Consider the following 14,613-nt stretch of genomic DNA (forward strand, 5'->3'; position numbering starts at 1 on the left):
GCCTGGGGGGAGCGTTCCTGACGGCGGGAATCGTGCTGAGCGTCCTGGCGGGGACGTTCGGCGCGCAGGCCTGGCATACGCGAGCGAGGCCGCGGGTCGAGACCGCGCCGGTCCGCCGCTGACGCCCCCGCCCCACAGCGCCGGGGTCAGAAGGTGCCGATGCTGAAGTGCAGCTGGAACCCCGGCTCGTTGAGCGTCTGGTCGGGGTCCAGGTTCACGCCGAAGTCCAGGGCCAGCGGGCCCACCGGCGTCTGGTAGCGCAACCCCGCGCCCGTCGTGTAGCGGAGCGCCGAGAGGTTGAACTGCGCCCGGTCCAGCCAGAGGTTGCCCGCCTCCAGGAAGAGGCCCACGTCGAACGAGGAGCGCACGGGAATGCGCACCTCGCCCTTCGCCAGGGTGAGGAGCTGTCCTCCTTCGCTGGTGGGTGACTGGCCGCCGAGGATGGCCAGCAGGTCCGCGCCGCACCCCGACGGGTGGATGAGCGAGCGGCAGTCGGCCACCTGCCGCCGCAACTCCGTGCGCCGGTCCTCCGCGAGCAGGCCGTCCTCCCGGAAGCCCCGCAGGCTGCTGGAGCCGCCCAGGTAGAAGCGCTTGGGGCCGATGACCCAGGCGAAGTCCTCCAGCGGCACGATGGTGCCCGCGCGCACCGACAGCGCCAGCACCGCCCGCGCGGGCAGCGGCGCGTACATGCTCACATTGCCCGAGAGCTTCAACCCGTTGATGGGCTGGGCCGCCACCGGCTCGCCCACGCTGTTGAGCGGCGAGGAGCGGATGTCCCGCATCAGCTCGGCGGTGGTGGCCACCACCAGGCCCTTGCGCGGGTTGACCGGGTCATCCCGCAGGTCCACCGAGGCCGACGAGCGCAGCGAGTGCATGAAGAAGAAGCCGAAGGGGAAGCGCAGCCGCTCCTGGTCCGCGCGGCTCGGCGTGGTGAGCGTGCGGGAGCCCACCTCCATCAGGTTGCCCTCCAGCTCGTACTGGAGGGTGAAGTTCAGCCAGCGCGTCGCGGACCAGTCCAGGCCCGCCATCGCCGCCAGCCGGCTGGAGAGGTACGAGGGCCGGTGCACGCGCTCGCCCACCAGGTCGAAGCGGGCGCCCACCTCCGCCGGCAACAGGCCGTAGAGCCGCGGCTGCACCGCCGACAGCACCAGGCGCCCACCGAAGTCGTTCAGCCAGGACTGCGTCTCCAGGCACTCCGCCGGCGGCGGCAGCCCCGAGTCGCTCACCCGCTTGCAGTCGATGAACTTCTCCAGCGCCGTCGCGTTCGCGCCCGCGTAGTTGACCTTCAACCGGCCCGACAGGTTGAGGCCACGCCCGTCGATGTTCGACCAGGTCGTGTCCGCCACCACGCGCGGACCTTCGGCCAGGAAGTAGCCGCCAGCGACCTCGCCCTCCAGACGCGGGCGCTCGCGCACCTCCACCACCACGTCCTTGCTGGCCTCCGGCACGTCCGGCTTCTCCAGCCGCACCGTCACCTGCCGGAAGATGTTGAGGAGCGCCAGGCGGCGCTGGCTCTCGAACATCTTCTCGGGGTCCAACACCTCGTCCTCCTTGAGGCGGATCGTCGCGCGCACCACCTCCTCGTTGGTCCGCGTCGCCCCTCGGATGAGGACGCGGCCCACCGTCACGCGGGGCCCTGGCTCCAGCCGGTAGAGGACGCTCACGTCGTTGCCCGTCGGCTTCGGGTCCACGTCCCCGCGCGCGAAGAGGTAGCCCAGGCGCGCCAGCTCCGCGACGAGCGCCTGCTGCCCCCGCTCCACCGCGTCGAGGCTCATCGGCTCGCCCGGCTTCACCGGCACCAGCCGCTGGCCGTCGAAGCCCTGCGGGCCTCCCTCGAGGCGCACCTCGGACACCCGCATCTGCGTGCCCTCCTCCACCTTGAACCAGGCCACCGCCCTGCGCCGCGCCTGGTTCACCCACAGCCGGGTGAAGCTCACCTGCGCCTGAAGGAAGCCCCGCTCGCGGTAGGCCTCCGTCATCGCCTCCGCCGCATCCCGGTAGGCCTCGTCCACGAAGACGGTGGCCGGGTCATGCACCCAGTCGGGAGGGCCCTTGCGGCGGCGGCCGCGTCCCGCCTGCTCCGTCGGGTCATCCAGGAGGCGCGCGGGGCCGGAGGGCTGAGGCTCGTTGGCGCGGAGGCTCTCGGTGAGCATCTCGCGCAGCACCTCGTCGGAGAGCAGCGTGTTGCCCCGGAAGACCACCCGCCCCACCCGCAGCGGATGGCCCTCCTCGATGTCGAAGGCGAGCACCGCCTCCTCCCCATCCGGACGGTGCACCTCGCGCGGCTCCACGTGGACGTCGTGGAACCCCCGGTAGCGGTAGAAGGACTCCAACCGCCGCGTCAGCCGGCCCACCGTCGAGGCGTCCAGCGGCTCCGAGCCATCGAAGGTGACCACGCGCGCCAGCAGGGTGTCCGCGAAGTGGTGGTTGCCATGGAAGCGGAGGGTGAAGCGAGGCCCGGCGGAGACGGGCACCACCACCGTCGCCGCATCTCCCGTCCCCTCCCCCTCCGCCGGAAGCGAGGGCGGGCCCACGGTGGCGCGCCAGTAGCCCCGCTCGCGCAGCAACATCCGCAGCCGCTCCAGGCCGGAGTCCAGGCCTCCACGGTCCAGCACGCCGCCCACCTTCAGGCCCAGCGTGTCGAGCAGCTCGGACAGCGGGAGCCCGGGGTTGCCCGACACCGTGACGGCCGCCACCCGCGTGGGCTTGCCCTCGAAGAGGGTGAACACCAGCGCCACGCCACCGGGCACCGGCTCGCGTGTCACCTCTGCCCGCGCCTCGTTGTAGCCCTGGCTTCCGTACTCCCGCGACAGGCCCTCCCGCGCCGCTCGCAGCGCGTCCTCGTCGAGCCGCTGGCCCACGGCGATGCCGTGCGTGCGCAGCACCTCCATCAGGGCGGAGTCCTTCAGGACGACGTTGCCCTCCACGGAGAGCCGGAGGATGGGATGCATGGGGGTGAGCTCGAAGACCACGCGCACGCCGCCGGGCACGTCCACCGCGCGCACCACGACGTCGGAGAAGCGCCCGCTGGCCCACAGCCGCTCCACCGAGCGCCGCACGGCGCGGGCCGACAGCGCCTGTCCCTTGCGCACCGCCACCAGCTCGGAGAGCCCCGCCGAGTCCACGTCCGCGGGCAGGTGCAGCTCCACGCCCACCACCTCGGGAGCGGCCGGGAGCACGGGCGCCTCGGGCTGCACCGGAACCCTCGCCGACTCGACGGACTTCGCCGGCTCCACCTTCTTCTCCGCCTGCGCCGCCGCGGAGCACGCCAGCAGCAGGCCGAGCGCGAGCGCTACTCGGACTCCCAGCTCAACTTGAGCTCGAGTCCGAGGTTGCCGATGCCGAAGGCGTTGCTGTTCTCGTTGTCCCACTGGGCCTGAGCGGAGAGGCGGTTGTCGAAATGGTACTCGGCACGCGCGCGAGTCCCTCGCCCGCTGACGGGCTGCGTCACGCCAATCTTAAGCTGCTCCGTGAGGAACTTCGACTCCAACCGAGCAGTCGGCTCCGCCTGCTGGGTGGCGTCGTTGTAGGTGGTGGAGATCTGCAGGGACAGATCCTTGAGGAGCGGGTTGTTGGGGATGAAGCGCTGCACCTGCCGGTCCAGCCCGGAGATGTTGAAGAAGGCCTCGGCGGCCAGACCCGCGCTGGCGGTGGCGGCCGTGTCCTTGTCCGTGCTGGTGAGACCCAGCGTGAGGAGCGAGACCACATCGCCCTCGGGCAGGGCCGGCTCCGAGGTGAGGAGCACCTGGGGAGCGGCCGGGCGGCCGAACGCGTGCAGTTGCACCTGGTACTCGCGCACCTGGGCCTGGGCGCGCAGGTCGAACACCGGGTCGATGCCGAAGCGATCCTGGAAGACGATCTGCCCGCGGCTGACGGTGAACTGGTTGTTGCGGAAGAAGGCCTGACTGCCCTCCTCCGTCTCCAGGGTGCCGACCACGCCCGGGCGCGCGTTGGTGCCGGTGAGCCGCAGCGACCCGAGCAGCCGCGCGCGGGCCAGGTTGTTGTCCACGCGCACATCCCCCAGGTGCATGCCGACATCGAAGGTGAGGTACTCGCGAGGCTTCTCCGTGGGGGTGGACAGCACGCTGCGCCGGGCGAGCCGCTTGAGGATGTCGTCCAGCTCCAGGCCGCGGCGGTAGCGCAGGTTGCGGATGTCGAGCGCGCCGCCCAGCCGCAGCGCGTCCGGGGTGCCGGTGAGCCAGAGCTGCCCGGTGGTGTTGAAGGGCAGGTCCTCGTGGAAGCGCGTGGCCACGTCGGTGAGGGAGACGTTCAGCGTCACCTCGGAGGGCTGGAACTTGTCCAACCGCACGTCGCCGCTGGCCTGCATGCGGCCCTCGTTGAGCTGGCCCTGCAGAGACTCCAGGAGGATGCGCTGCTCGGTGAACTCCACCCGTCCGGACACGCCCCGCACCGCCAGCGGCTGGTCCCTCATGGACAGCTTGGCGTCGAGGATGTCGGCCGTGCCCACCAGGGTCGGCTTGCTCGGGCTGCCGCTGGCCACGGCGTTGAGCTCCACCCGGCCACCGGTGCGCACCAGCATGGGCGAGAGGGACTCGAGCACGCTCAGGTGCATGACACCGCCCAGGAAGAGCTCGAGCTCATCGAAGCCCACCCAGCCGGCCGCGGACAGCTGGGTGTCCGGCCCGCGGAAGAGGAAGGAGGGAATCTCCAGCCGCCCGTTCGCGTAGCTCAGCTCGATGGGGCCGTCGTTCGCTCCGGAGAACACCCCATGAGACAAGGTGAGCCGCTCCACGGTGGCGTTCATCTGGATGCCCTGCACGTTGCGCAGCGCGCCCTGCGCCATCACCACCGCCTTGACCGAGCCGGACAGGTCCCGCGTGAAGGCATTGGCGGGCAGCAGCGGGCGGATTTCCGGCAGCTCCAGCGTCACCGCCGCGTCGAAGGGGTACGGCTCGCGCACGCGCATCTTGAGGATACCGCTCGTGTCGCGGGAGGGACGGCCGGCCACCATCAGCTCGCGCCCCTCCAGACGCGCCTCGAGGCCCATGTTGCCCAGGTTGCGCTTGGCGAACGTCACCTGCGGGCCCCACACCCGGGCCGTCGTCACCGGCAGGTCCGTGGTGCCCTCCACCGCGCCCTCCAGGGCGAGCGTGCCCTGCACCTCCAGGCGCCTGGCCGTCTCGGGGCCGACGAGCTCCTCCAGGGCCAGGTTCTCGCCGCCAAAGCGGTAGTCCAGCTTGCCCTTGTCGGGCCCGGAGAAGAAGAAGGAGCCCTCGACCCAGGTGCGGCCCAGCGGCCCCTCCAGCGTCGAGCGCTCCAGCACCATGGCCTCGCCGTCGTCGAAGCGCAGCCGGGCCGAGCCGTTGCCCATGCGCCGCCCGTAGTACGTGGTGTCCTTGAAGTCCAAGGCCACCAGGCCCGCGAACTGGTCTATCGGGCTGTCGATCTCCACCCGGCCCGAGGCCTCGCCCACCAGCGGCCCCTGCATGACGGAGATAGTGGAGCTGAGCCCGGCGATGAGGTCGATCAGATCCTCGGTACGCCCGCGCGGCACCTCCACCTCGGCCCGCGCGTGCAGTGAGCGCCCGAAGGTGAGCGCCGCGTTGCCGAAGTACTGCGTGCGCCCCTTCTGTCCCGAGATGTTGGGGAAGTTCAGCACCTTGTCCTGGTACGTCACCTTCCCCTGCATCACGCCCAGGTTGAAGCCCCAAAACTCGAAGTCGCGCAGCGACAGGTTCGCGCCGATCTTCACGTCCGAGTACGGCCCCTCGACGGTGGCGCTCGCCGCGCCGCGCCCGGCCCACGGGAGCTGCGCGATGTGGCCGAAGTCGGAGAGATCCACGTCGCCGTGGGTATTCACCAGGAGGCCCTTCTGCGAGTCATAGAAGAGCGTCACGTCGCCGGTGAGGTGCGAGCGGCCCGACTCCAGGTCGATGCCATTGAAGGTGACGCGGTCGCCCAGCAGCGACACCTGGGAGCGCACGCGGCCCCGCTCGTAGGTGAGGAGCGTGCGCCCGGTGTCCGCGGGCGCATCGAAGGCGCGCGTGGCGAGCACGAAGCGGCCATGGCGCAGGTCCAGCTCGCCCGACAGGTTGGGACTGGGCAGCAGCGTGCCGGACAGGTGGACCTTCGCGCTGGCCGGGAACTCCACCCAGGAGCCCGTCAGGCCGGCCTTCTCCAGGATGCGGCCGAAAGACGCCTCGCGCGTCTCCACGTCCACCGACACCGGCAGCTCCTTGCTGAGCCCGATGGTGCCGGTGATGCGTGCGTCCCCGGAGCCGATGGGAAGCGTGAGCTCCTCCACCGTCACCTGGTCTCCCGCGTACGCCAGCCGGGCCGTGAGCGAGCCCGGGGTGTACTTCCCATAGGCGAGCCCGCTGCCGGACAGCTCCAGGGACACACTGGGCGCCGCCGGTCGGCCATTCACCGTGAGGCGGGACCAGAGGTGCCCCTTCGCGGCCTTCGGCAGCAGCCCCGCCTGCGACAGCGTCCGCAGCGGCAGGAATACCTGCGCGTCCAACGCGAGCACGGGGTCACAGAGCTGCTCCACGCGGCCGGAGATGTTCACCGTGACGTCTTCCAGCCCCACCTCGGCGCGGTCGAGCTCCAGCAGCTCCTCGTCCACGTCCAGCCCGCCCGAGAGCGCCAGCCGCCCGAGCGCGAGCTCGTGTTCCGGGTCCAGGCGCACGAGGCCGCGCCGGGCCTCCACCTCGAACTCCTCCTCGCCCCAGCGCTCGCGCAGGCCGACGTCCAGCTCGGACAGCTCCACCTGCCGGCCGCCGGGCAGCAGCACCCGCAGCTCCGCGCCGGTGATGACGAGCCGCGACAGGCGCAGCCGCCGCAGCGGCACCAGCGGACACACGCCCTCCTGGTCCGGGGCCTTGGGCGGCCTGGGACGCGACAGGTCCAACGAGAGGCGCGGCCGGTGGACGCGCACCAGGTCGATGGCCACCGTGCCGGAGATGGGGTTGGGCAGGCCGAGCTGCACTTCGGCCGAGTCCGCGGCGAACACCGGGGTGTCCGCGCCCTTCTCGAAGGCGGACACGCCGCGCAGGATGAGCCGCTGGCCGAGCGGATCCACCTCGCACTGGCCGATGCCCACCTCCAGCCCGAGCAGCGTGGGGAGCTGGCGTCGGGCCTGGGTGCACAGGCCATCCCAGACGGTGCGCGTACGCAGGGCCATCACCGTCCCCATCACGAGCGTGAGGACGATGAGCCACAGCGGCGCCTTGCGCGCCCCCTGCTGCCTGTTGCGAAGGGCCAAAACGGCTACAGCTTACCGAGTCCCTCGAGGTAGCGGTCGATCTCCGCGAGATCCACCTTCGAGGTGCTGCCTGCTCGACTGCCTGAGCTGGCGGCCAGGACGGGCTTCTGTGGACTCTCGGGCAACGACGAGCCCTGGAGGCCCAGGTTGTCCGCGATGCGATGAATCAGCTTGTCGCTGATGGTCTGCTCGCGGGCCAGGAAGGTCTCGAAGAGGGCGTTGTCGCAGATGCTGTTGATGACGCGCGGGGTGCCGCCCGAGCGCTGGTGGACGGCCAGCAAGGCCTCGGGGGTGAAGGGCATGCGCGGGCAGCTCGCCAGCCGGAGGCGGTGCTTGATGTAGGCCTCGGTGGACTCGGCGGTGAAGGGCTCGAGCTTGTAGCGGAGCGCCACGCGCTGGGCGAGCGGCGGGTCCAGCTTGAGGTTGCGCTCGATGTCCGGCAGGCCGAAGAAGACGAAGGAGATGAGCTTGCGCTCGGGGACCTCCAGGTTCAGCAGGCCCCGGAACTCCTCCATCAGCTCGCGCGTCTCGAGCATCTGGGCCTCGTCGATGAGGACGACGGCCTTCTTGCCGGACTCGTAGATTTGCAGCAGCCGCTGGTAGAGCTGGGACAGCAGGGCCAGCTTCTCCTGGGCGGGGTTCTCCACGCCGAGCTGAAGGGCGATGCGGCGCAGCAGCCAGTTGGCGGTGATGCCCGAGTGGATGATGACGAGCAGCGCGGCCTCGTACTCGGACTCGGGCAGCGAGTCGAGCATGCGGCGCGCCAGCGTCGTCTTGCCCGCCCCGATGTCACCAATCAGGATGGACAGGCCCTTCATGTAGCTGACGGCGTGCATGAGCCGGGTCAGCGCCTGGGAGTGCTGGGCCGAGTTGTAATAGAAACGGCTCACCGGGGCGTTGGAGAAAGGCTCCTGGGTGAGCTCGAAGTAATCGAGGTAGGTCATGGGCTCGGCGGACCTCGGACAGCGCTAGACGTAGCCTACCTTACGCGGCTTGGCGGTGCCCGCTGCGGCGGGCGGGGCAGCGGGAACGGGCATGCGGGCACCGGCCGCCGGGGCAGCCCCAGCGGGGGCCCGAGGGGCGGCGGGCAGCGGATCCGTCACCGGCGTCGTGGTGGCGGACAGCCGCGCCACGTGGCCGGAGACGTCGCGGAACTTCGGATCGAGCGCGGCCACGCGCTGGTAGTGGAAGAGGGCCTTGCCCGCCTCGCCGAGGGCCTCGTAGGCCAGACCCAGCTCGAAGCCGATCGCCTTGGCCACCTCGCCGGTGGCGTGCTCGGTGGCGAGCGCCTCCTTGAAGGTCTGCACCGACGCGGCGGCATCGCCCTTCTGGGCCTGCAGCAGGCCGATCATCGTGAGGCAGTCCACCTCACGCTTCTTGCCCATGCAGCCCTCGCGGGCCACGTTGAACTCGTTGAGGGCGTCGTCGATGAGGCCCATCTCGCGGTAGGCGATGCCCAGGTCGTAGTGGGTGTCCACGTCCTCGGGCTTGACCACCTTGGCGAGGCCCTTCTTGAACTCGGCGAAGACCTCCTCCACCGAGTACTGGAAGTCCTCTTCCGCCATGGGCGCCGCGGCGGGCGGCTCGCCGCCCAGGTCGCCGAACTCTCCGGCCAGCTCCGCCGCCAAATCGAACGCGTCGCGCTCGGCGGGGGACTCGCCGAGGGCGGGCACCGCGGGCACGGACACCTCGGCCGCCTCGGTCTCCTCGGTCGTCGAGGCGCCACCGGACTCGGCCGCCTCGAGCCGAGCCATCAACTCCTCGGCGCGCGCGTGACCCGGGAAGGCGATCATCACCGTCTCGAGGATCTCCCGCGCCTCCTCGAAGAGGCCCTGATCGATGAAGAAGCTGGCTTCGTCGCACTCCTCGCCAGCCGGCTCCTCCTGCGGCTCCTCGACAACGGGCGCGGGCTGGGGCTTGGGAGCGGGCTGCGCCTTGGCGACGGGCGCGGTGGCCTGGGGCTGCGCCTTGGCGACAGGCGCGGCGGCCTGAGGCTGCGCCTTGGGCACCACCGCCGCCGCGGGCTTGGGAGCGGGAACGGGCGCGGGTTCGGGCTCGTCGAACTCGTAGGAGGCGAGCGCCGGCGAGTCCACCGGAGTGCCCTCGTCCTCGGGGGGCAGCCCTGCGGCGTCGAACGACGTCTGCTCGGCGTCGAACGGGTCTACCTCGAGCGGGAGCGCCGACACCCGCGTGGGCATGTCGTCCGCCTCGCCGAGGGCCGCCTCGTCCGCGAAGGCATCCTGGAGGAGCTGCGCCGAGGGCGCCGCCACCTGCGTGGGGGGCGGCTCGTCCTCGTCACCGAGCGCCAGCGCGGCACCGGGGTCGTCCGCCAGCAGCGGCTCGTCCTCCGCGGAGGCGGCCATCTCGAGGGCGGTATCGTCCGAGCCAACCGGCTCCACGAAGACGGTGGTGGCTTCCTCGGGCTCGTCGCCGACGCCGAACAGGGGCTCGTCTTCCCCCGACACCACCGCGCCCGGCTCGTCCGCGAGCACCAGTCCGTCGTCGGAGGAGTCCGCCGACATGCCGAACGCATCGGAGACGATCTCGTCCTGCACGTCCTCCGAGCCGCTCACGGAGACCAGCGCGAGCTCGTCGCCGGGCGGGTGCTCCAGGGCATCGGGCGGAGCGTCGGCGACGACGATCTCATCGTCGTTGGAGTCCACGAGGATGGCGTCCTCGCCGACGGCCTCCACCTGCGCGCCAGTCACGGGCGCCACTTCATCCGACTGCAGTACGGCGAGGAACGCCGGCACCTCGGGGTGACCGGGGTTCTGCTGGAGGATGGTGGCCAGGTACGGCTGGGCGCGCTGCACCTCCGAGCGACGCGTGCACAGCCGGAGCACGTTCAGGAGCTGCTCGCTGGCCTGGGCCGCGTTCCCGGAGGCGACGTAGATGTGGAACGCCTTCTCGTGCGCGTCGAGGTTCTCCGGATCCACCGCGAAGATCTTCCGCAGGTGCTCGAGCGCCTTATCGTGCAGGCCGTATTTGACGTAGACGTCCGTCTCCGTCAGCAGCTTGGAGAACTGGTCCTTGCCAGCGTCCTTGCCGGCCGCGGCCGCGGCGGGCGCGGGAGCAGGCGCAGCCGGCGCAGGGGCCGGAGTGGGCGCGGGCGCCGCGGCGACGGGAGCGGCGGCGGTCGGCTTCGGAGCGGCAGCGGGGGTTGGAGCGGGAGCGGGAGTCGGAGCCGCGACGGGAGCCGGGGCAGGCGCGGCGGCGGACGGGCCCGAGGCCTTGTAGGCCTGCAGCTCCGCATCGGCCGGATCCAACTCGGCCACGCGGTTCCAGATGTTGTTGGCGTCCTGGTTGCGACCGCGCTCCTGGTAGACCTTGGCCAGCTCCTTGTAGACGGAGATGGTCTTGGCGGTCTGCCCGAGCCCGTGGAAGGCCTGGGCCAGCATGTTGAGCGTCTCGACGTCACGCCCATCCGCCTTGAAGCACACCTGCAGCCGGGCCAGCGCGCGCTTCTGATCTCCGCGCGACAGGTACTGCTGGGCCAGGTCCTTGGCGAGCGCGACGTTGTCCGGATCCAACGTGGAGAGCCGTTCCGCGACGCGGAACCAGTCATCCATCCGGTTGTTGCGCTTGAGGTACTCGGCGGCCTTCTTGAACTCGGCGGTGGCCTCGCGCGGCAGGTTCTCGCGCGCGTACAGCTCGGCGAGCTTGATCTTCGACGCCACGTTGTCGGGGTCGAGATCCACCATCTTCTTGAGCGTATCCAGGGAGTTCTTGACGTCGCCGGCCCGCTCGTAGTGGTTGGCGACGATCTGGAAATACGCCATGGCCTCGGACATCAGTCCGAGCTGCTGATGGAGCTCCGCCAGCTTGAGGTTGACCTCGAGCAGGTTGGGGTTGAGCTTGAGGACCTGCTTGTAGAGCGCGACGGCCTTGAGGAAGAAGCCGTCGCTCGAGTAGCCCTCGGCGACCTTGGTGAAGTAGTGGGCGGCCTGAACGTTGTCGTTCTTCTTCTGGTACAGCTCGCCCATCTTCTGCAGGACGCGCCCATCCTTCGGGTCGACCTCCAGTACCTTCTGGTACTCCTTGATGGCCTTGTCGTAGGCGCCCTTCGCGACGAGCTTGGCGGCGGCTTCGATGATCTTGTTCTTGTCCATCGAGCGTGGGCTTCCTGCCGAGCGAACCCCCCGGAAAGTCTGGGGATTCTGCTTCCTTCAAAGAGACTGCGAGGGAAAGTCGAGGCTAGCGGAATCCTCCCTCACGGGTCAAGGAATCCACCGGGTACAACCCCCCGCAGGATCAGGGGGTTGCGCGAGGAGCAGGCAGGCAAGCCTACGGCGTCTCTTCGATCGCCTTGCGCAGCCGGTGGGAGCCCGTCTCGGAGGCGAGCAGCCGCTCCACGAAGCGGGTGTCGTAGTTGCCCTCGACGAAGGCGTCCTCCGCCATGGCCGCCCGGTGGAAGGGGATGTTGGTGCGGATGCCCTGCACCACGTACTCCCCCAGCGCCCGCTGCATGCGGCGGATGGCCGTGGGCCTGTCCTCCGCGTAGACGATCAGCTTGGCGAGCAGGCTGTCGTAGTACGGCAGCACCGTGTAGTTCTCATACGCACTGGAGTCCACACGGACGCCATAACCACCGGGAGCGCTGTAGGCGGTGATCTTCCCCGGCCAGGGCGCGAAGGTGACGGGGTCCTCGGCGTTGACGCGGCACTCGATGGCGTGGCCGCGCATCTGGATGTCTTCCTGCTTGCGCGTGAGCGGCTCGCCCGAGGAGAGCTTGATCTGCTCGCGCACCAGGTCGATGCCGGTGACGAGCTCGGTCACCGGGTGCTCCACCTGGATGCGGGTGTTCATCTCCATGAAGTAGAACCGCCCGTTCTCGTCGAGCAGGTACTCGATGGTGCCCACGTTGTTGTAGCCGAGCTTCTGCATCGCGCGGATGGAGACCTCGCCCATCTGCTGGCGCAGCTCCGGGGTGAGCGCCGGCGAGGGGCTCTCCTCGATGAGCTTCTGGTGACGCCGCTGCACCGAGCACTCGCGCTCACCCAGGTGGATGATGTGCCCGTGCTCGTCGGCGACGACCTGAATCTCGATGTGGCGCGGCTTCTCCACGTACCGCTCGATGTAGAGGTCGCCATTGCCAAAGGAGGCCACCGCCTCGGCGGCCGCCGTGGCGAAGGCCTGCGCCAGCGCGCTCGGCTCGCGGACGATCTTCATTCCCTTGCCGCCACCACCGGCCGCCGCCTTGAGGATGACGGGGAAGCCGATCTCCCGGGCGAAGCCCTCGGCCTCCTTGGCGTCCTTCACGGTACCGGTGCTGCCGGGCAGCAGGGGCAGGCCCGCCTCGCGCGCCGCGTTGCGCGCCCGGACCTTGTTGCCCATCAGCGAGATCATCTCCGGCCGGGGGCCGATGAAGTGGATCTTGCAGTCCCGGCACACCTTGGCGAACTCGGAGTTCTCCGAGAGGAAGCCGTAGCCCGGGTGGATGGCGTCCGCGCGGGTGATCTCCGCCGCGGACAGCAGCTGGGGGATGTTGAGGTAGCTCTCCTTGGAGGGCGGTGGGCCGATGCACACCGACTCGTCGGCGAACCGCACGTGCAACGCATTGGCGTCCGCCGTGGAGTGCACCGCCACTGTGGCGATGCCCAGCTCGCGGCAGGCGCGGATGACCCGCAGGGCAATCTCCCCGCGGTTGGCGATCAGCACCTTCTTGAACACGATGTCGTGCCTCCGCGGGGCGCCCGAGCGCCCGCTATGTCAGACCGGCTCGATGCGGAACAGGGTCTGGCCGAACTCGACCGGCTGCCCGTTCTCCACGAGGATCTCAGCCACCCTGCCCGCCACGTCGGCCTCGATCTCGTTCATCAACTTCATGGCTTCGATGATGCAGAGCACCTGGCCCTTCTTCACCACCGAGCCCACGTCAACGAAGGCGGGCTGGTCCGGGGCGGGCGTCCGGTAGAACGTCCCCACGAACGGGCTGGTGACGGCGTGACCGGGCCGCTCCGCCGCCGCGGCGGCCGCGACGGGAGCCGGAGCCGCCATGGCGGGAGCCGCGGCGGGGGCGGCGGCCATCACCGGAGCAGGGCTCACCGAAGGCGTCACCGGGGCCGCGTGAACGATGGTGGGCACGGGCACGGGGCCGCGGCGGATGAACAGCCGCTCCTCACCGCGCTGCCACACCAGCCGCGTCACCTCGGACGCCTCGAGGATCTCCACGATCTGCCGGAGCGACTCCACGTCCAGCGAGGTGGTGTTGCCCTCCACGCGGACGCCACCAGACTGCGCGGCGGGCGCGGACTCCGTTCGGATTGCCTTGCGCTTGGTTGCCAATTCCGTCCCCTCCCTGAACGCGGTGGATTCTCAGCCGCCAGTGGCCACGCGCGTGAGGTACTTGCCATCGCGCGTGTCGATCTTGAGGACGTCACCCTCGTTGATGAAGAGCGGCACGTTGACGCTGTAGCCCGTCTCCAGGATGGCCGGCTTGAGCGCGCCGGACACCGTGTCGCCACGCACGCCCGGATCGCACTTCGTCACCTTCAGGTCCACCGAGTTCGGCAGGGTCACACCAATGGCCTTGCCGTTGTAGAACAGGATGGCCGCGTTGATGTTCTCCTTCAGGAAGTTCTTCGAGTCGCCGAGCACTTCCGCGCTGATGAACGTCTGCTCGTAGTTGCGCGTGTCCATGAAGTAGAAGTCGCCGCCCTGCTCGTACAGGAACTGCATGTCCTTCTCTTCGATGTCCGGCTTGCCCACCTTGTCGCCGGACTTGAAGGTCGGCTGGAGCACGCGGCCGGACAGCAGGCTGCGGATGGACGTGCGCACGAAGGCGGAGCCCTTGCCAGGCTTGACGTGCTGGAACTCGACGATCTCGAACGGCTCGCCGTCGACTTCGATCTTCATGCCCTTGCGGAACTCGGACGTATCAATCACACCGGCCATGACAGGCTCCTTCGGACAGCTTGAAAAAGTCCGGGGTGTCTAGCCGATGGGCCGCTCCCTTGCAAAGGGGAAAGGCGCGGCGCGCTGCGCCTTCCGCCCGGCAGGCTACAGCTCGGCGCGAATCTTGGGGGCGATCACCCGCAGGACGTATCGGCCCTTACCGTAGTTACCGTCCGTGCGGAGCGCCAGGATCAGGAAGTACTCCGGCGAGACGAGGCGCATCAGCGTCATCACGCGCTCGCTGTTGACACTGACCTCCTGGACCTCGCCGGTCTTGAGGGCCTCGGCGGCCTGCCGGAGCTGCCCGAGCAGGTTGGCGTATTCCACCCAGGTGCCGTTGAGCTCCAGGTCGGCCGCCTCCTCCTTTTGAAGGGTCTCCACGGAGATGCCGTCGAAACCCATCACGCTGCAGGCCAGGGCCCCGTCTACCTGGTTGACCACCGACTCGAGGTGCGTGCGGAAGGACATGGCGGCTGGCTTGTAGGAGGGGTGGG

At 69.8% G+C, this 14,613-nt stretch carries 8 protein-coding genes; all 8 read right to left on the reverse strand.

The genetic code is table 11. From position 1 onward, the window contains the following. Positions 1–146: 146 nt before the first annotated feature. Positions 147–3,236, reverse strand: a complete 3,090-nt coding sequence (locus tag VF697_RS25510) for a POTRA domain-containing protein (protein ID WP_331099320.1) — start codon at positions 3,234–3,236, stop codon at positions 147–149. 56 nt (positions 3,237–3,292) lie between these two features. After that, entirely contained in the window at positions 3,293–7,225 is a 3,933-nt protein-coding gene (locus tag VF697_RS25515; RefSeq protein WP_331099321.1) for a translocation/assembly module TamB domain-containing protein, read from the reverse strand. Positions 7,226–7,230: 5 nt separating this feature from the next. Beyond that, positions 7,231–8,169 (reverse strand): ExeA family protein, encoded by a 939-nt coding sequence (locus VF697_RS25520; RefSeq protein ID WP_331099322.1) that lies wholly within the window; start codon positions 8,167–8,169, stop codon positions 7,231–7,233. A 24-nt stretch (positions 8,170–8,193) separates the two neighbouring features. Further along, positions 8,194–11,334, reverse strand: coding sequence for a tetratricopeptide repeat protein (locus VF697_RS25525; RefSeq protein ID WP_331099323.1), 3,141 nt, complete (start codon positions 11,332–11,334; stop codon positions 8,194–8,196). 175 nt (positions 11,335–11,509) lie between these two features. After that, on the reverse strand, positions 11,510–12,895 hold the full coding sequence (gene accC, locus VF697_RS25530; protein WP_331099324.1) for an acetyl-CoA carboxylase biotin carboxylase subunit: 1,386 nt from the start codon (positions 12,893–12,895) through the stop codon (positions 11,510–11,512). Positions 12,896–12,934: 39 nt separating this feature from the next. Next, on the reverse strand, positions 12,935–13,510 hold the full coding sequence (gene accB, locus VF697_RS25535) for an acetyl-CoA carboxylase biotin carboxyl carrier protein (protein WP_331099325.1): 576 nt from the start codon (positions 13,508–13,510) through the stop codon (positions 12,935–12,937). 30 nt (positions 13,511–13,540) lie between these two features. Beyond that, on the reverse strand, positions 13,541–14,119 hold the full coding sequence (efp, locus tag VF697_RS25540) for an elongation factor P (protein WP_331099326.1): 579 nt from the start codon (positions 14,117–14,119) through the stop codon (positions 13,541–13,543). 105 nt (positions 14,120–14,224) lie between these two features. After that, the coding region (locus VF697_RS25545) for a hypothetical protein (RefSeq protein WP_331099327.1) at positions 14,225–14,613 on the reverse strand (389 nt) is incomplete at its 5' end.

The sequence above is a fragment of the Archangium sp. genome (assembly GCF_036388035.1).
In the GTDB taxonomy this organism is placed as follows: domain Bacteria; phylum Myxococcota; class Myxococcia; order Myxococcales; family Myxococcaceae; genus Archangium.

What these genes read in the sequence shown, in the direction of transcription:
- efp (WP_331099326.1), bottom strand. Translation starts at nt 14,119, where the DNA reads ATGGCCGGTGTGATTGATACGTCCGAGTTCCGCAAGGGCATGAAGATC.
- VF697_RS25520 (WP_331099322.1), bottom strand. Translation starts at nt 8,169, where the DNA reads ATGACCTACCTCGATTACTTCGAGCTCACCCAGGAGCCTTTCTCCAAC.
- VF697_RS25525 (WP_331099323.1), bottom strand. Translation starts at nt 11,334, where the DNA reads ATGGACAAGAACAAGATCATCGAAGCCGCCGCCAAGCTCGTCGCGAAG.